The sequence below is a fragment of the Nocardia sp. A7 genome, assembly GCF_046549215.1.
GTDB lineage: Bacteria > Actinomycetota > Actinomycetes > Mycobacteriales > Mycobacteriaceae > Nocardia.
On record NZ_JAJPWE010000003.1, the window covers coordinates 1 to 17,917 of the forward strand.

General features: G+C 65.4%; 18 protein-coding genes and 1 rRNA gene. All 19 read right to left on the bottom strand.

The window, feature by feature from the left end:
- Positions 1-120 (bottom strand): 16S ribosomal RNA (locus tag ACLJPD_RS18060); the annotation flags it as partial.
- A gap of 444 nt (positions 121-564) precedes the next feature.
- The gene (gene murA, locus ACLJPD_RS18065) at positions 565-1,845 is read right to left on the bottom strand and encodes a UDP-N-acetylglucosamine 1-carboxyvinyltransferase (RefSeq protein ID WP_410873443.1); all 1,281 of its coding nucleotides are present in this window, start codon (positions 1,843-1,845) and stop codon (positions 565-567) included.
- Between the two features lie 91 nt (positions 1,846-1,936).
- Positions 1,937-2,515 carry a cob(I)yrinic acid a,c-diamide adenosyltransferase gene (locus ACLJPD_RS18070; RefSeq protein ID WP_410873444.1) on the bottom strand — a complete coding sequence of 193 codons (579 nt, stop codon included), beginning with the start codon at positions 2,513-2,515 and terminating at the stop codon, positions 1,937-1,939.
- Positions 2,512-2,940: a DUF2550 domain-containing protein gene (locus ACLJPD_RS18075; RefSeq protein WP_410873445.1), complete on the bottom strand. Its 429-nt coding sequence runs from the start codon at positions 2,938-2,940 to the stop codon at positions 2,512-2,514. The genes ACLJPD_RS18070 and ACLJPD_RS18075 overlap by 4 nt, the downstream gene beginning before the upstream one ends.
- 186 nt (positions 2,941-3,126) lie before the next feature.
- The gene (locus tag ACLJPD_RS18080; RefSeq protein ID WP_410873446.1) at positions 3,127-3,504 is read right to left on the bottom strand and encodes a F0F1 ATP synthase subunit epsilon; all 378 of its coding nucleotides are present in this window, start codon (positions 3,502-3,504) and stop codon (positions 3,127-3,129) included.
- 6 nt (positions 3,505-3,510) lie between these two features.
- Positions 3,511-4,959, bottom strand: a complete 1,449-nt coding sequence (atpD, locus tag ACLJPD_RS18085; RefSeq protein ID WP_056817894.1) for a F0F1 ATP synthase subunit beta — start codon at positions 4,957-4,959, stop codon at positions 3,511-3,513.
- 25 nt (positions 4,960-4,984) lie between these two features.
- Positions 4,985-5,956 carry a F0F1 ATP synthase subunit gamma gene (locus tag ACLJPD_RS18090; RefSeq protein ID WP_410873447.1) on the bottom strand — a complete coding sequence of 324 codons (972 nt, stop codon included), beginning with the start codon at positions 5,954-5,956 and terminating at the stop codon, positions 4,985-4,987.
- Positions 5,957-6,014: 58 nt separating this feature from the next.
- Positions 6,015-7,655: a F0F1 ATP synthase subunit alpha gene (gene atpA, locus ACLJPD_RS18095; RefSeq protein ID WP_410873448.1), complete on the bottom strand. Its 1,641-nt coding sequence runs from the start codon at positions 7,653-7,655 to the stop codon at positions 6,015-6,017.
- Between the two features lie 65 nt (positions 7,656-7,720).
- Positions 7,721-8,533 carry a F0F1 ATP synthase subunit delta gene (locus ACLJPD_RS18100; protein ID WP_410873449.1) on the bottom strand — a complete coding sequence of 271 codons (813 nt, stop codon included), beginning with the start codon at positions 8,531-8,533 and terminating at the stop codon, positions 7,721-7,723.
- A gap of 19 nt (positions 8,534-8,552) precedes the next feature.
- On the bottom strand, positions 8,553-9,110 hold the full coding sequence (locus ACLJPD_RS18105; RefSeq protein ID WP_410873450.1) for a F0F1 ATP synthase subunit B: 558 nt from the start codon (positions 9,108-9,110) through the stop codon (positions 8,553-8,555).
- Positions 9,111-9,115: 5 nt separating this feature from the next.
- Positions 9,116-9,364 (bottom strand): ATP synthase F0 subunit C, encoded by a 249-nt coding sequence (locus ACLJPD_RS18110; protein WP_056817903.1) that lies wholly within the window; start codon positions 9,362-9,364, stop codon positions 9,116-9,118.
- Positions 9,365-9,436: 72 nt separating this feature from the next.
- The gene (gene atpB, locus ACLJPD_RS18115; RefSeq protein ID WP_410873451.1) at positions 9,437-10,291 is read right to left on the bottom strand and encodes a F0F1 ATP synthase subunit A; all 855 of its coding nucleotides are present in this window, start codon (positions 10,289-10,291) and stop codon (positions 9,437-9,439) included.
- Between the two features lie 287 nt (positions 10,292-10,578).
- Entirely contained in the window at positions 10,579-11,037 is a 459-nt protein-coding gene (locus tag ACLJPD_RS18120) for a hypothetical protein (protein ID WP_410873452.1), read from the bottom strand.
- A 28-nt stretch (positions 11,038-11,065) separates the two neighbouring features.
- Positions 11,066-12,196, bottom strand: a complete 1,131-nt coding sequence (locus ACLJPD_RS18125) for an MraY family glycosyltransferase (RefSeq protein ID WP_410873453.1) — start codon at positions 12,194-12,196, stop codon at positions 11,066-11,068.
- 13 nt (positions 12,197-12,209) lie between these two features.
- Positions 12,210-12,875 carry an L-threonylcarbamoyladenylate synthase gene (locus ACLJPD_RS18130; RefSeq protein WP_056817909.1) on the bottom strand — a complete coding sequence of 222 codons (666 nt, stop codon included), beginning with the start codon at positions 12,873-12,875 and terminating at the stop codon, positions 12,210-12,212.
- 270 nt (positions 12,876-13,145) lie between these two features.
- Positions 13,146-14,066 (bottom strand): peptide chain release factor N(5)-glutamine methyltransferase, encoded by a 921-nt coding sequence (gene prmC, locus ACLJPD_RS18135; protein ID WP_410873454.1) that lies wholly within the window; start codon positions 14,064-14,066, stop codon positions 13,146-13,148.
- A gap of 4 nt (positions 14,067-14,070) precedes the next feature.
- Positions 14,071-15,141 carry a peptide chain release factor 1 gene (prfA, locus tag ACLJPD_RS18140; RefSeq protein ID WP_410873455.1) on the bottom strand — a complete coding sequence of 357 codons (1,071 nt, stop codon included), beginning with the start codon at positions 15,139-15,141 and terminating at the stop codon, positions 14,071-14,073.
- Positions 15,142-15,237: 96 nt separating this feature from the next.
- Entirely contained in the window at positions 15,238-15,474 is a 237-nt protein-coding gene (gene rpmE, locus ACLJPD_RS18145) for a 50S ribosomal protein L31 (RefSeq protein ID WP_378909853.1), read from the bottom strand.
- 222 nt (positions 15,475-15,696) lie between these two features.
- Positions 15,697-17,787, bottom strand: coding sequence for a transcription termination factor Rho (gene rho / locus ACLJPD_RS18150; RefSeq protein ID WP_410873456.1), 2,091 nt, complete (start codon positions 17,785-17,787; stop codon positions 15,697-15,699).
- Between the last annotated feature and the right edge of the window lie 130 nt (positions 17,788-17,917).

Below are 17,917 nucleotides of genomic sequence, written 5' to 3' on the forward strand. Positions count from 1 at the left end.
CACCCACGTGTTACTCACCCGTTCGCCGCTCGTGTACCCCGAAGGGCCTTACCGCTCGACTTGCATGTGTTAAGCACGCCGCTAGCGTTCGTCCTGAGCCAGAATCAAACTCTCCGTTGAAGACTCTTAACCAACCCTCGAAAGGGTCAATCAGAAATATCTAAACTAGAGTCCGAAAACCTAGCAAAACAAAACACCAGCAAAAAAGATTCGCTGTTGTTCAATGTCCAACCTTCCACGACCGGGGGGTACATGAAAGGCCGGAACCAATAATAATTATTGGCACTGACATTCATCGACACACTATTGAGTTCTCAAAGAACACACGCACACACTTCCACCCACAACTTCTCGTAGGGGTTTCGGTGAGGCAAGGGTTCAAACTTTAGCTCAGGAGGTTCATCGGAAGCAAGTTCCGAAGAGGTAACCCTGAACACATGATCAGTCAGGCGCTCAACGTCCTACCTCGTGCCCCAGCCAGTGGCTGAGTCGGTGTCCGTGTCGCTCTGACTCGAATAAAGTTACGTGCTGACCAACGTGAAGTCAAATCGGCTGGTCAGGAGCCTATTTCGGCGCACTGACCCGTTCGACCTGTCCCCCGAGCGCCTGCATCTGCTCGACGAACCGAGGGTAGCCGCGGTCGATGTGATAGACGTCGTGCACTTCGGTGACGCCATCGGCGACCAGCCCGGCCAGCACCAGGCCGGCGCCCGCGCGAATGTCGGAAGACCAGACCGGCGCACTCGACAACCGCGGAATCCCGCGGACCACCGCATGGTGACCGTCGGTCCGGGCGTCGGAGCCGAGCCGGATCATCTCCTCCACGAATCGGAACCGCGCCTCGAAGACGTTCTCGGTGATCATCGAGGTGCCGTCGGCGATGGCGGCCAGGCCGATGGCCATCGGCTGCAGATCGGTCGGGAACCCGGGGAACGGCAGCGTCGCGAAGTTCACCGCGCGCGGACGCTCGGCCTGCACAACCCGGAACCCGTTGGGCTCGTAGGAGATTCGCGCACCAGCCGAACGTAGCTTGTCCAGCACCAAGGCCAGGTGCTTGGGGTTGACGCCGGTGACCCGGATATCGCCGGTAGTCATCGCCGCGGCGATTCCCCAGGTGGCGGCGACGATGCGGTCGCCGATCACCCGGTGCGTGGTGGGCGAGAGGCTCTTCACGCCCTGCACCGTGAGCACCGAGGAACCGGCACCCTCGATCCGCGCACCCATCTGGATGAGCATGGTGCACAGGTCGACGATGTCGGGCTCGCGTGCCGCGTTGTCGATGACCGTCTCCCCCTCGGCCAGGACCGCGGCCATCAGAATGTTCTCGGTCGCGCCGACCGACGGGAAGTCGAGGCGGATCCGGGCGCCCCTCAGCTCGTCGGCGCGGGCGACGACGCACCCGTGCTCGATCTCGCTGGTCGCGCCGAGCAGGCGAAGGCCCGCCTGGTGCATGTCCAGCGGTCGCGAACCGATCGCGTCACCGCCGGGAAGTGCCACCACGGCACGTTTGCAGCGCGCCATCAGCGGCCCGAGCACACACACCGAGGCGCGGAACTGGGTCACCGCGGGGAAATCCGCGTGGTACTTGGGCTCGGCGGGGGTATCGATCGTCACCACCGAGTTGTCGCCGCTGACGTCGTCGGAGATCGTCACGTCGCAGCCGAGACCGCGCAACACCTCCGCCATCAGCGGGACATCGAGGATGTCAGGGCAGTTGGTGATGGTGGTCGTGCCCTCGGCCAGCAACGAGGCAGCCATCAGCTTCAGCACGCTGTTCTTCGCGCCGCCGACCGCGACCTCGCCGACGAGTCGATTGCCGCCGGAGACCAGAAACCGTTCGCTCACCACGTCAGCTTATCGACCGCCGCGCGACGACACGCCCCCCTGTCACGAAAGAACAAGAAACCGACCGATTTCCCGCCTCGGAGAGTCGCTTTCAGCGCGGCAGGCCGCCGCCGGGCTGCCACAAGACATCGCCGGCGGGATTGGTGGCCCGGCTGAGGATGAACAGCAGGTCCGAGAGCCGATTCAGATATTTCGCGGGCAACACGCTGGTGTCGTCGGGGTGGTTTTCGACGGCCGCCCAGGCAGAACGCTCGGCCCGGCGCACCACGGTGCGGGCTGTGTGCAACAACGCAGCCAACGGCGTGCCGCCGGGCAGGATGAACGAATTCAGCGGCGCCAGACCGTCATTGAACTCGTCGCACCACTTCTCGAGCCGATCGATGTAGGGCTCGGTGATGCGCAGCGGCGGGTACTTCGGTTCGTCGACAACCGGGGTGGACAAATCGGCGCCCGCGTCGAAGAGATCGTTCTGGATCTGGCGCAACACCGTCAGCACAGCGGGGTCGGGCGCGCCGAGGGCGACGGCGACACCGAGAGCCGCGTTCGCCTCGTCGCAGTCGGCGTAGGCGATCAGCCGCGGATCGTTCTTGGCCACACGGGAGAAATCACTGAGGCCGGTCGTACCGTCATCACCCGTGCGGGTATAGATCCGGGTCAGGTGCACACTCACGACGGGCCTCCACGAGTACGGCGGGCGCGATCGGACGGTCGCGACTCCACCCAGGACAAAAAGGCCGCCATCGAACCGCGGTCGAGCGCAAGCTCGAAATTGCTCTGCGGATCGGTGACGGCTACCACCACGATGTCTTCGGTCATGATGTCGAATTCGTCGCCCTGTGGCCCTCGGCGCTCGACTATTTCCAGGCCCTGCCGATGCACCGTGGAGTCGGGCCCGAATTTCAGGCTGGTCAGTTTGAAGAAGACGAGGCGATCCTCGTCGTAGCGAATGAGCCCGTGGCGCCAGCCTTGGCCGCCGCGCGCGGGCAGTGCGCGAAGCAATGCGGCCGTGCCCCCACGGCGCAACATCACCAGGCGATAGGTCGATGCCCCGGCTACGAACACGAGCGTCAGCACCAGAATGATCAGGAGAACCATCCCGGTTTGCAATGCCGCACGCCCTTTCGCTCTTGCCGGTGTCCAAGACACCCCCGCTCCCCCATTCAATCACGCTCGCTCGGACACAAACCGGGCGGACCGCTTTTCCCCCTGAAAAGGCTTGCTAAACAACTCTGCCGACGAGGAACCGAAGTTCCTCGCCGGCAGAGAGCCGTACTACTGCGATCAGTCGGTGACGGTCGCTTCGACCGCACGCACCTGGCCCTTGGCCGCGCGCTGCTCCACCTCGGTGGCGCTCGCGTCGCTCAGCACCTTGCGCGCCGCGTCGACGTCGACCTCGCCCGCGAGATCCGCGGACTCGGCCAGCACCCGCACGGTGTCGGCGGTGACCGAGAAGAAGCCGCCGTGCACCGCAGCGACGATCCGCTCGCCGTCGGTCGACACGATGGAGACCGTGCCGCCCTCGACGAGCTGACCGAGCAGCGGCTCGTGGCCTGCCATGATGCCGATCTGACCTTCGGTGGTCTGCGCGCTGACGAACGAAGCCTGGCCGGACCAGATCTTGCGCTCGACAGCTACGAGATCAACTGTCATCTCCGCCATAGTGGACTACTTCCCGAGGATCTTCTTCGCGGCTGCCTCGACGTCGTCGAGACCACCGCAGGAGTTGAACGCCTGCTCCGGGTAGTGGTCGAACTCGCCCTTGCAGACACGGTCGAAGTCGTCGATGGTCTGTTCCAGCGGAACGACCGAGCCGACCTGACCGGTGAACTTCTCGGCGACGATGAAGTTCTGACCCAGGAACTTCTCCAGGCGACGGGCGCGACCGACGAGGACCTTGTCCTCTTCGGAGAGCTCGTCCATGCCGAGGATGGCGATGATGTCCTGCAGTTCCTTGTACTTCTGCAGGATCCGCTTGACCTCGTTGGCAACCCGGAAGTGGCGCTCGCCGACGATCGAAGCCTCAAGGATACGAGAGGTCGAGGTCAGCGGGTCGACGGCCGGGTAGATGCCCTTCTGCGAGATCGGGCGGGAAAGCTCGGTCGTCGCATCCAGGTGGGCGAAGGTGGTCGCCGGCGCCGGGTCGGTGTAGTCGTCGGCGGGGACGTAGATCGCCTGCAGCGAGGTGATCGAGCGACCCTTGGTCGAGGTGATGCGCTCCTGGAGCTGACCCATCTCGTCCGCCAGCGTCGGCTGGTAACCCACGGCCGAAGGCATGCGACCCAGCAGGGTCGAGACCTCGGAACCGGCCTGGGTGAAACGGAAGATGTTGTCGATGAAGAGCAGCACGTCCTGGTGCTGGACATCGCGGAAGTACTCCGCCATGGTCAGCGCCGACAGGGCAACGCGCATACGCGTGCCCGGCGGCTCGTCCATCTGGCCGAAGACGAGGGCGGTGTCCGGAAGGACGCCCATCTCTTCCATTTCCAGACGGAGGTCGGTGCCCTCACGAGTACGCTCACCGACGCCCGCGAACACCGAGGTGCCCGAGAACTCGCGAGCGATACGGGTGATCATCTCCTGGATCAGCACGGTCTTGCCGACACCGGCACCACCGAACAGACCGATCTTGCCGCCCTTGACATACGGGGTCAGCAGGTCGATGACCTTGACACCGGTCTCGAGGATCTCGGTCTTGCCCTCGAGCTGGTCGAAGCTCGGCGGCTGACGGTGGATGCCCCACTGCTCGCCGTCCCGGCCGAGGCCGGGAGTGTCGAGGCAGTCACCGAGGGCGTTGAACACGTGGCCCTTGACGATGTCGCCGACGGGCACCGAGATCGGCTTGCCGGTGTCGGTGACAGTCGCACCACGGACCAGGCCGTCGGTCGGCTGCATCGAGATGGTGCGCACGATGTTGTCGCCGAGGTGCTGAGCGACCTCGAGGGTGAGGGTCTTGGCTACCGACGGGAGTTCGATGTCGGAGTTCAGAGCATTGAAGAGCTCGGGGATGGCGCCACGCGGGAACTCGACGTCCACGACGGGGCCGATGACACGGACGACGCGTCCAGCGGTTTCGCCCGCCTTCTTCGCGTTGTCCTGAGTGACAGCTGCGGTCATTAGATTGGTTCTCTTCCTGCGCTTCTTAGTCGCGGTCCGAGCTCGACGCCAGCGCATTGACGCCGCCGACGATTTCGCTGATTTCCTGCGTGATCTGGGCCTGACGCACCGAGTTCGCCTCGCGCTGGAGCACATTGGCCAGCTCGTTGGCGTTATCGGTCGCCGCCTTCATTGCGGTGCGCCGAGCCGCGGACTCGGATGCCGCTGCCTCGAGCAACGATGCGTAGATACGCGTGTTGATGTACTTGGGCAGCAGAGCCCCGAGCAGCACATCGGCGTCCGGCTCGAACTCGTACTGTGCCGTGGCCACCACGTTCGGCGAGTCCGACATGATGTCGTCGCCGAGCTCGTAGTTCTCGTCGACGTAGCTGACCTGGATCGGCGCCAAGCGGCGCACCTCCGGGTTCTGGGTCAGCATCGACACGAACTTGGTGTACACGATGTGCAGCTCGTCGACACCTTCGATGGTTCCGGTTTCGTCCAGCGAGGGGACCTCGCCGTCGGAGCCGGCCATGAAGGCCTCGACCAGGTGCTTGCACGCGGCCGACGCGTCGGTGTACTTGGGCTGCTGAGAGAAGCCGAACCACGACGCCTGGTACGGGCGGTTGCGGAACCTGTAATACGTGATGCCCTTACTGCCCATCACGTACAGAACGGGTTCCTTGCCTTCGCCACGCAGCGAGGTCATGAGCTCCTCGGCACGCTTGAGCACGTTCGAGTTGTAGCCACCGCACATACCGCTGTCACTGGTGATCACCAGGACAGCGGCCCGACGAGCGTTGGGACGCTCGGTCAGCAGCGGGTGCGACAGGTTCTTCGACGCGCTCGCCAGTTCGCCGAGGACCTTGGTGATCTCCTCGGCGTACGGCTTGGCAGCCGCAACCCTGGCCTGGGCCTTGGAAATTCGCGAGGTCGCGATCAGTTCCTGAGCCTTGGTGATCTTCTTGATCGAATTCACACCACGAATGCGGGAGCGCAATTCGCGCAAACTTGCCACTAGCGGTTCACACTCCCTTCATTCGCCAGATCGGAAATTGCCGACATCATGACCCGGCTTACTTATCGACGTGCTTGCGGGTGACCGACAGCGACTCGACCTCTTCGTGGTCCAGCTCGCCCGCGCCGGCCTCGTTCACGATGCGATTGCCGTCCGAATCGAGGAAGCCCTGCTTGAACTTGTCGGTTTCGGCCTTGATCGCGTCGGCGGCCTCGCCCGCGAGCGGCTTCTTGCCACCCTCGAGCGCGTCGAACGAGCTCTGGGTGGCACCGTGCAGGTACTCCAGCAGCTCATTGGTGAAGCGACGCACGTCGGCGACGGGCACCGACTCGTAGTAGCCGGCGTCGACCAGGAAGATCGAGACGACCTGATCCTCGACCGAGACCGGGGAGTACTGGTCCTGCTTGAGCAGCTCGACCCAGCGGGCACCGCGCTCGAGCTGCGCCAGCGACGCGGCATCGAGGTCGGAGGCGAAGGCGGAGAACGCCTCCAGCTCGCGGTACTGCGCCATTTCCAGACGCAGCGAACCGGCGACCTTCTTCATGGCCTTGGTCTGCGCGGCGCCACCGACACGGGAGACCGAGGTACCGACGTTGATCGCCGGACGGACGCCCTTGTTGAACAGGTCGGATTCGAGGAAGACCTGGCCGTCGGTGATGGAGATGACGTTGGTCGGGATGAACGCCGAGACGTCGTTGGCCTTGGTCTCGATGATCGGCAGACCGGTCATCGAGCCCGCGCCCATCTCGTCGGACAGCTTCGCGCAACGCTCCAGCAGACGGGAGTGCAGGTAGAAGACGTCACCGGGGTACGCCTCGCGGCCCGGCGGACGACGCAGCAGCAGCGAGATGGCGCGGTACGCCTCGGCCTGCTTGGTCAGGTCGTCGAACACGATGAGGACGTGCTTGCCCTGGTACATCCAGTGCTGGCCGATGGCCGAACCGGTGTACGGAGCCAGCCACTTGAAGCCGGCGGAATCGGAGGCCGGGGCCGCCACGATGGTGGTGTACTCCATCGCGCCGTGCTCCTCGAGCGCGGTCTTGACGCCCGCGATGGTGGAGCCCTTCTGGCCGATCGCCACGTAGATGCAGCGAACCTGCTTGTCGGCGTCGCCGGTCTCCCAGTTCGCCTTCTGGTTCAGGATCGCGTCGATCGCGACGGCGGTCTTGCCCGTCTTGCGGTCGCCGATGATCAGCTGACGCTGGCCGCGGCCGATGGCCGTCAGCGCGTCGATCGCGGTGATACCGGTAGCGAGGGGCTCTTCGACCGGCTGACGCTCCAGCACGGACGCTGCCTGCAGCTCCAGCACGCGGCGCTCGTCGGAGTCGATCTCGCCCAGGCCGTCGATCGGCTGGCCGAGCGGGTTGACGACGCGACCGAGGAACTTGTCACCCACGGGAACGGAGAGCACGTCGCCGGTGCGACGGACCTGCTGGCCCTCTTCCAGCGAGGCGTACTCGCCGAGGATGACGGCACCGATGTTGGTGTCCTCGAGGTTCAGCGCGACGCCGAGCACCCCGCCGGGGAACTCGAGCAGCTCGTTGGCCATCGCCGAAGGCAGACCGCTGACGTGCGCGATACCGTCGCCGGTATCGATCACGACGCCGACTTCTTCGATGGAGGTTTCCGGGGTGTAGCTCTGGGTGTAGCTCTCGATCGCGCTACGGATCTCGTCGGAGGAGATCGTCAGCTCCGCCATGTTGTTCCTGCTCTCGCTGTGGTCTCGAATGTCGGGGGTCGGAAAATACTGCGTTGAGCGCCCTTTCAGGACAGTGCCCGACGCAGCTTCTCCAGTCGGCCGGTGGCGCTGCCGTCGATCACGTCGTCTCCGACGCGGACGACGACGCCGCTCAGCAGCGTCGGGTCGACCTGCACGTGCACGGTGACCGCCTTGCCGTAGATCCGCCGCAGGGAAGCCGACAGCTTCGCCTTCTGCTGATCGTTCAGCTCGACCGCCGAGTTCACGTGGGCGACGATCTGGTCACGACGGGCCGCCGCCAGATCGGACAGGGCGTCGAAGGCGACGCCGATGTTGTTGGTCCGCAGGCGGGTCACCGCCTGCTCGGCCAGCGCCAGCGTGACCGGCTCGACCTTGCCGTTGAGCAGCCGCTCGACCAGTTCTCGCCGCGCCGAGGCGGGCTTTCCGTGGTCGGACAGTGCCTGCTCCAGCTTCGGGTTGTCGGCGACGATGCGTCCGAGCCGGAACAGCTCGTCCTCCACCGCGTCCTGCCGACTGCCGACGGCGGCAGACTCCAGCAGAGCCTCCTGCCCGAGCAGCACCAGGGTGTCGACCAGGTCGCGGGTGCGTGACCAGTCCTGCGCCACCGCGGTGGTCAGCACTGCCTGCGTGGCAGCGCTGACCTTGCCGCCGAAGACCCGCTCACTGAGTTCAGCGCGCGCCGAACCCGGCACCGAGGCGTCCGCGAGCGCCACACGCAGCGAACGCTGGTCGTCCAGCACGGCGACAACGGCGAACAGTTCCGACCCCGTTGTGGCCGCAACGGTTTCGCTTCCGGTCAGAGCGACCCGAAGCGCCTCGCGAGACCGGGTACTGGCCTCGCGGCTCGCTGCGTACATGCTTCTCACTTTCGCGTCGCTACCTTCCGACCCCGATGGCGGCGGTGTCGTCGAGTTCGCTGAGGAACTTGTCGATCGACGCCGCCTGCTTGGCTTCGTCCGAAACAGACTGACCGATGATCTTCTCGGCCAGGTCGACGGCCGTACGGCCGACCTCGGAACGCAGCTCCGTCAGGATCTGCTGGCGCTGGGCTTCCAGCTGGGAGTGACCGGCGGCGACGATGCGGTCGCTTTCGGCCTGGGCATCCGTGCGCATCTGCGCGAGGATCTGCTGACCCTGGGTGCGTGCTTCCTCACGGATGCGCGCGGCCTCGAGCCGGGCGTCGGCCAGCTGCTGCTGATACTGCTGCAGCGTCTGCTGGGCTTCGACCTGGGCTGCTTCGGCCCTGGCGATACCGCCTTCGATCTTGTCCGTGCGCTCTTCGAGTGTCTTGGTCACACGTGGGATCACGTATTTCCAGAAGAGCACGCCGATGATGACGACGCAGACGATCGACCAGACGATGTCGTACGTTGCGGGAACGAGAGGATTCACATCCTCTCCACCCTCAGCTGCGAGCGTGATGAGTTCGCGCATCGGAATCAGAAGATGAAGCCGGCGACGAGGCCGATCAGCGCCAGGGCCTCGGTGAACGCGATACCGAGGAACATGGTGGTACGGATCTGGCCGGACAGCTCGGGCTGACGAGCGATGCCCTCGATGGCCTTACCGACGACGATACCCACGCCGATGCCGGGGCCGATCGCGGCCAGACCGTAGCCGATGGCGCCGAAGCCCTTGAAGGTGCTCTCGGTGGTCGCGGCTTCCTGGGCCAGGTAAGCGAGGCTCATGAATCTTTCCCTTTCTGTTGCTCACCCGCCGGTCGGCGTGTGTAGCAGGTTTCCGATCGTTGGTCAGTCAGGTCAGTGGTCGGCAGCGTGCTGCGACTGGCCGATGTACACGGCGGTCAGCAGCGCGAAAACGTAGGCCTGCAGGAAGATCACCAGCAGCTCGAAGAGCGTGAAGCCGATGCCGGCCAGCAGCGAGAACGGCGAGAAGATCTTCATCCACGCGGCGGCGTCGAACAGGAAGAACCAGGTCGCGCTGAAGAACAGCACCAGCATGATGTGGCCGGCCAGCATGTTGGCCAACAGACGCACGGTGAGCGTGAACGGCCGCAGGATGAAGGTCGAGATGAACTCGATCGGGATCAGCAGCAGGTGCAGCGCGACCGGCACGTCGGGTACGACGATGCTGTGGCGGATGTAGGAGAAGAACCCGTACTTCCTGATGCCGACGTAGTTGTAGGCGATGTAGACGATCGCGGCCAGGACCAGCGGCATGCCGATGCGCGCATTGGACGAGATGTTCAACCCGGGAATCACACCGGAGAAGTTCAGGAACAGAACCGTGAAGAAGATCGTCGCGATCAGCGGAAGGAACTTCTTGCCGGTTTCCTTACCGAGCACCTCGTCGGCGATCTGCTCCTTGACGAAAACCACAGCGGCTTCCATCACGTTCTGCAGACCGCGGGGCACGATCTTCGGCGACCGGAAAGCCAGCACGAAGACGGCCACCAGAACGGCGGTCATCAATAGGCGGACCAGCATCAGGCGATCGAGTTCGAACGGCGTCCCCGCGAACAGCACTGCTGGTGGGTAGAAGTCGGACAGCGATGGCGCGTGAAACTCGCCCGCCGCCAAAGTGATGACGCTCAGCGTTCTCTCCCGTGTTCGGGCCGCGGGTACGACGGTCATTCCCGCGGTTCGATCGGACATTGACGATCAATTGGGGGTCGACTCTGGTCGGCTCGAAATTCGACAGCCGCTCGTACGGTGTAACCCGTACAGCTACTGATCGGGCGTCGGCGACATCGTCGACATGCTTCAACCGGATACATTCCACCCGGATCGGCAGTAAGCATAGCGGCACCGGGTGGGATCTCGATGATCCCCCCTGGTAACTCGAGGCAATGCCCCGAGTTTGTCGGGCCTAGCCTCTAGCTTGGGTGCTTGCTTACCAACACTTTACCAAGCTATCTACGACAGTGTGTAGCTGGGTGGGATTATTCCTGCTCGGAGGCCGTTTCGTCGTCTCCCGCGCGTGTCGTGACGTACGGAACCTTCTGGCTCACAACGCCGTACGTCTCGGCACCGAGAACGATCAGCAGGGCTCCTACCACCGTAAAGAACAGCGCGGGCCTGCTGTAGAAGTCGAACTGGTTCAACACGAGGATCACCAGCAGCACCACCAGCATCTTGCCGACCCAACTGACCAGCATCACCGCGCCCGCCATCGTCGGCGGCAGCTTGGCACCGAGCAGTACCGCGACGACCGTGGTGAGGATGAACCCCCCACCGATCGCGGCGCCGAGCAGCGCGCCCCACAGCCCGGGCATCCCGGCCACCGCGGTGGCGATCGCCACCGAGACGACGACGAGCACGCCGAGGCCGATCAGGCCGTAGCGCAGCGCGGCGCGCAGAGGGGCGTCGGGGCCTGGCACGGTTTCGGGTGTAAAGCTCACGGCCCGGACTTTACCTTGCGCGCCGAACTCAGTGCTGCGTCGACTCCGACCTGCGCACAGACGGGATCGCGGTCACTACCAGCGCGAACACCAATCCGCCTGCCACCAGCAGGACAACAAGGCGTCTATCCATCAGGGAAGTTCCCACCGCGCCGAACGCGAGTACACCGACCCATAAATAGATCAGCAGGACCACGCGTCGGTGCGAATGTCCGATCTGGAGCAATCGGTGGTGCAGATGCATTTTGTCCGGTGTGGAAAAACTCACGCCGGCGCGCACCCGGCGCACGATCGCCAGCAACAGATCGAGCACCGGAATGAACATCACCGCGCCGACCAGCAACAACGGCGACAGCAAACCGACAATGTCGCGCGGGCCGTAACCCTGGAGCGGAATTCGGCCGGAGGCGCCCGTTGATACCGCGGCCAGGATCAAACCGATCATCATCGAGCCGGTATCGCCCATGAATATTCGGGCGGGCGAGAAATTGTGCGGCAGAAATCCGAGGCAGGCGCCTGCCAGCGCCGCCGCCAGCAACGCGGGCGGATAGGTGTCGACCGAACCGCCCTGGTCGTAGAGCAAACCGATGGAGAACACGAAAACAGCGGTCGCGCAGATCAATCCGAGACCGGCGGCCAGGCCGTCCAATCCGTCGACGAAGTTCATCGCGTTCACCAGGGTGACGGTGATGCCGACGGTGACCAGACCGCCCTGCAACGCGTCGAGCACCACGGTGGTGTCGTTGAACGGGTTGTAGATCACGTACCAGCTCAGGCCCATCACGGCCATGACGCCCGCCGCGGTGATCTGGCCGACGAACTTGGTGAGCGCGTCCAGTCCCCACCGGTCGTCGACGATGCCGACCAGCACGATGATCGTCGCGGCGACCAGCACCGCCGGGATATCCGGGGCGTAATCGAAACCTCTTCGCAGCGCGGGCAATTGGTGCGCGAACAAAACCGCGGCGACGACGCCGACATACATGCCGACACCGCCCATCCGCGGCACCGGCTTCACGTGCACGTCGCGCTCACGTGGCACCGCCACCGCGCCGAACGCGATGGCGAGCACCCGCACACCACCGGTGGCCAGGAACGTCACCGTGGCCGAGACGAGCAGCACGAGCAGTAGCTCGCGCAGGGGAACGACTGAGCTCATCAGCGGCGTGCGATCACCGCTGCGCGGAGCTGATCAGGGCTTCCGGCACCATCCCGAGCACCTCCGCGATATCGGCCACCGACACAGCACCCTCCCGCAACACCCGCGGCTGATCCGCGGTGAGATCGACGATCGTCGAGGCCACGGCGTGCTCGGCCGGACCACCGTCGAGATACACACTCGCCAGCGACCCCAGCTGCTCACGCGCCTGCGCGGCGGTGGTCGCGGGCGGCTGCCCCGACACATTGGCGCTGGACACCGCCAGCGGGCCGACCTCACGCAACAATTCGAGTGCCACCGGATGCAACGGCATCCGCAACATCACCGTGCCACGGGTGTCACCGAGATCCCACGCGAGCGAAGGCGCCGCCTGCACAACCAGACTCAGCGCGCCGGGCCAGAACGCGCGAATCAAATCCCGCGCCTGCGGCCGCACCGAGAAAACCAGCCCATCGATGGTGTGCCACGACCCGACGAGCACCGGGACCGGCATATCGCGCCCACGCCGCTTGGCGGCCAGCAGATCGCTCACCGCGGCGGAATCGAACGCGTCGGCGGCGAGGCCGTAGAGCGTGTCTGTCGGCATGACGACCAATCGCCCGGACTTCAACGCGCTCGTCGCGGCGGTGATGCCCGCCGCCCGCGAATCAGCTTCAGCACAGTCATAGACGGTACTCACCCTGTTCCGCCTCTCTGGTCCGCCTCCCCGCGACTCCTAGCCGGTCTTGGGTGCGGCAAGAGTCTAGTCCCCGGGCCTGCGGTCAGGTGACGGGGGACTTTGGACGTCCCCGGCGAGTTACCCATGTGCGTGCGAGCTCAGCTGATGCGTCAGATGCTCGGAGTGTGCTGGACCGCACGAGTGCTCGCTCGACCATGCAATTCGCCTAGGACGAGTGTTTGCCGGGTACATGCCGGCCGCAACGAACTCGGCCGACCGATTCGTTCCCGGTCACGACGGGAGCAGTCGGCCGTCGTCGCCGCAGGGCTCGGTCGCAGTCAGCGGGCGGCGCGCGACGACGAAGCGGGGCTTGTCGGTGAGATCGGTGTGTTCGACGATCTCGATGAAATCGGCAGCCGCCAACAGAGTTGCTACTCCCCCGCCGTTGGTGTCGTCGTGTTCGATAGCGGCGGCACCGCCGAGGCGCAGGAGACGGCCGATGGTGGGGATCATCGCTCGAATGACATCGAGGCCGTCTGGTCCGCCGAAGAGGGCGCGATGGGGGTCGTGGTCGGCCACCTCGGGATCGAGGATCGCGGCTTCGGGGATGTAGGGCGGGTTGGTGACGACCAGGTCGACGCGACCCGTCAGCGGGGTGAGCAGGGTCGGGTCGGTGGCGTCGTCGGCGTACAGGGTGATCGGGGTGTCGCCCTCGGCTGCGCGGGTCTCGGCGTTGCGGCGGGCCCAGGTGAGGGCATCGGGGTCGAGTTCGACGGCGTGGACCTCGGCGTCGGGGCGGGCGTGGGCGATGGCCAGCGCCAGTGCGCCCGAGCCCGTGCACAGGTCGACGACGATCGGCGCGTGGTCGTGCGGGAGGGTCGCGAGGTAGGCCAGCGCCCACGCGAACAGCAGTTCGGTCTCCGGGCGCGGGACGAAGACACCCGGGCCGACGGCGAGGTCGATCTCGCCCATCGCGGCCGTTCCGGTCAAGTGCTGCAAGGGAATTCGCGTAGCCCGCTGTTCGATCAGCGCGCGGTACCGGTCGGCGATCTCGGGCTCGACCATCGGGATCAGCGCCAGCCGCATGCGCTCGGTGCCAAGCACATGGGCGGCCAGGTTCTCCGCGTCGGGCATCGGCGAACCGACACCCGCCTCGGCCAGCCGCGCGGCGGCTTCGACGATCAGCGGACGCAACCGGAGCCGTTCGGTCACCGAATTACTCGGCGGCCATGCGCGCGTCGCGGTCTGCCTTGCCGAGCGCGTCGAGCAGCGGGTCGAGATCGCCATCGAGGACGGCGTCGAGGTTGTGCGATTTGAAGCCGATGCGGTGGTCGGCGATCCGGTTCTCCGGGAAGTTGTAGGTGCGGATCCGCTCGGAACGGTCGACCGTGCGGATCTGGCTGGCGCGACCGGCGGAGGCTTCCTGGTCGGCCTGCTCCTCGGCGAGTGCTTGCAGCCGGGCGGCGAGCACCTGCATGGCGCGCGCCTTGTTCTGCAGCTGGGAGCGTTCGTTCTGGCAGGTCACCACGATGCCAGAGGGCAGGTGGGTGATGCGAACCGCGGAGTCGGTGGTGTTCACGCCCTGGCCGCCCTTGCCGGAGGACCGGTAGACGTCGATGCGCAGGTCGGTCTCGTCGATCTGCACCTGCTCGACCTCGTCGGGCTCGGGATAGATGAGCACGCCCGCGGCGGAAGTATGGATGCGGCCCTGCGATTCGGTCACCGGCACGCGCTGCACCCGGTGCACCCCGCCCTCGAACTTGAATCGCGACCACACGCCGTCGCGCGCGGCGTCCTTGCTCTTGATCGACAGCGTCGCGTCCTTGTATCCGCCCAGGTCGGAGTAGGTGACGTCGAGCGTCTCCACCTTCCACCCGTGCCGCTCCGCGTAGCGGATGTACATGCGCGCCAGATCCGCCGCGAACAGCGCGGATTCCTCGCCGCCTTCGCCGGACTTCACCTCGAGCACCACGTCGTCGCCGTCGTGCGGGTCGCGCGGGGCGAGCAGGTCGGCGAGCGCCTGCTCGAGTTCCACGAGCTGCGTCTGCAGCCCTGGCACCTCCGCGGCGAACGACGCGTCGTCGGAGGCCAGCTCACGGGCGGCCTCGAGGTCGTCGCGCACGGTCTCCAGCTTGCGATAGGTGTTCATCACCGGCGCCAACTCGGCGAACCGCTTCCCCACTCGTCGCGCCGCACCCGTGTCGTTGTGCAACGCCGGATCGGCGAGCTGCATCTCCAAGCCCGCGTACTCGGCCAAGATGTCGTCGATAGCGGACGGCTGCGTCACAGAAGGTTCCTTATGGTGTGGAAAAGCGATTACCTCGGGCAGAGAAACCACCGACGCCCGGCCTGCTGATGCAGTACCGGGCGTCGGATGAGGTAACTAGGAGGCGTCTTCGGCCTGCTTGGCACCTGCGCGCTTGCCGTAGCGAGCCTCGAAGCGAGCCACGCGGCCGCCGGTGTCGAGGATCTTCTGCTTGCCCGTGTAGAACGGGTGGCACTGCGAGCAGACCTCGACCGAGATCTGGCCGGACTCCTTGGTGGAGCGAGTCTGGAAGGTGTTGCCGCAACCACACACAACGGTGGTGTCGACATACGTGGGGTGGATTCCTGCCTTCATGGGCGTCCTCTCGATAATGGTCGCCGGGTCGTAGCTCCATGGAGTGGAGTACGTGAACCGGAACCGACTAGGCGGGATGTCTGCGAACTCGCAAGACACACAGTTGTCCAGTATGCCAGAGCAGACCGCACCACTACAGAACACCCCCCACCACGAGTTTGTTCCCCCGGAAAACAGCAAAGGCCCCGCCGAAGCAGGGCCCTTGTCCGTAGTTCTAGACGATCACTCGTCGAGAGCGCTCGGTGCGGTCTTGGAGACCGTCATCAAGAACTCGAGGTTGTTCTTGGACTTGCGCAGACGATCCATCAGCAGATCGATCGCCTGGTGCGAGTCCAGACCCGACAGCACGCGCCGCAGCTTGTGCACGACCGCCATCTCGTCGGGCGAGAGCAGCAGCTCGTCGTGCCTGGTGCTCGACGGGTTGATGTCCACCGCGGGGAACACACGCCGCTCGGCGATCTTGCGGTCGAGCTTGAGCTCGGCGTTACCGGTGCCCTTGAACTCTTCGAAGATCACCGTGTCGCCGGTGGAACCGGTCTCCACCATCGCCGTGGCGATGATGGTGAGCGAGCCACCGTTCTCGATGTTGCGTGCCGCGCCGAGGAAACGCTTCGGCGGGTACAGCGCGGTCGAGTCGACACCACCGGAGAGGATGCGGCCGGAGGCGGGCGAGGAGTTGTTGTACGCACGGCCCAATCGGGTGATCGAATCGAGCAGCACCACAACGTCTTTGCCCATTTCCACCAGACGCTTGGCACGCTCGATGGCGAGCTCGGCGACGGAGGTGTGGTCACCCGGCGGGCGGTCGAAGGTGGAGGCGATGACCTCACCCTTCACCGAACGCTGCATGTCGGTGACCTCTTCGGGACGTTCGTCGACCAGGACAACCATGAGGTAGCACTCGGGGTTGTTGATCGAGATCGCGTTGGCGATGTCCTGCATGATCGTGGTCTTACCCGCCTTGGGCGGGGATACGATCAGCGCACGCTGGCCCTTACCGATCGGCATGATCAAGTCGATCACGCGCGTGGTGAGCTTGTTCTGCGCGGTTTCCAGGCGCAGGCGCTCGTTCGGGTACAGCGGGGTGAGCTTCTGGAACTCCGGCCGACGACGCGCTGCTTCCAGCTCGCCACCGTTGATGGTGTCCAGACGGACCAGCGGGTCGAACTTCTGTCGCTGGTTGTTCTGCTCGCCGTCGCGCGGGGCGCGCACCGCACCGGTGATCGCGTCACCGCGGCGCAGGCCGTTCTTGCGCACCAGGTTCATCGACACGTACACGTCGTTGGGGCCTGCGAGGTAGCCGGAGGTCCGCACGAACGCGTAGTTGTCGAGGACATCGAGGATGCCCGCGACCGGCTGGAGGACGTCATCTTCGCGAATGTCGTAATCGCGAGCCTCGGACTGGCCACCGCTGACGGGACCACCATCGCGGTCGCGACCACGACGACGCTCGCGGAATCGACGACCCCGGCGACCGCGGCCGCCTTCCTCGTCGTCACCACCGCGGTCGTCGCGGGGACCGCGATTGCCGCCGCTGTTGCCGTTCTGGCTCTGATTCTGATTGCGCTCGTTCTGATTACGATCGCCACCGGTGCGCTCGCCACGGTCGTTGCCGTTGCGGTCGTTGCCGCCACGGTCGTTGCCGGTGCGCTCGCCACGCTCGGCGCCGTTGCGGTCGCCTCGATCGCGTCGGCGTTCGCCCTGGTCGCCGCCCTCGGCCTTGTCGGCCTGCTTGGTCTCCTCGGCGCGGTTCTCGGCGGGGGCGCGGTTCTCGGCGGGGGCATTGTCGCCACCACCGGAACGGGCCTGGTCACGCCCACGGCGCTGCCTACCACGACCACGCTGACCGCCGTCACGACCGGAATCCTCGCCTGCGTCGGCGGGGGCATCGGTCTTGACCTGCTCGGTCGCGGCCGGTGCGGCCTGCGCCTCGACGGTCTTGGCCTCGGAGGTCTTGACCTCGGCCTTGACCTCGGGAGCCGTGACCTCGGCGGGCGCCTGCTTCTCGGCGGGCGCGGCCTGCTTCTCGGCCTTGGCGGACTTGTCCACCTTCGCGGGCGCGTCGTCCTTGGCCTGCGCCGCGTTCTTCGCGGGCGCTTCGTTCGCGACAGGCGCGGCAGCGGGCTTGTCGCCCTTGGCAGGCGCGTCGTTCTTGGCGGGCGCCCCGGATTGATTTTCCTTGATAGCGGCGATGAGATCGCCCTTACGCATTCCGGAGGTACCTCGGATACCGAGCTCCCCCGCCAGTGCGCGCAACTGCGGCAACAGCATTCCAGTCAGCCCCGATCGTGCGACGTCGGTTTGTTCGCTCATTTTCGAAATCTGTCCGGATTCACTTTCGCGGCTGCCCGAGTTCGTAGGGTTGGAATCCACCCCGGGTGTCGCGAGCAGGTCCGTTTCTGTCACGGAAGTCCTTTCCTTCCCTCGAATGCCGTGTGCTGAT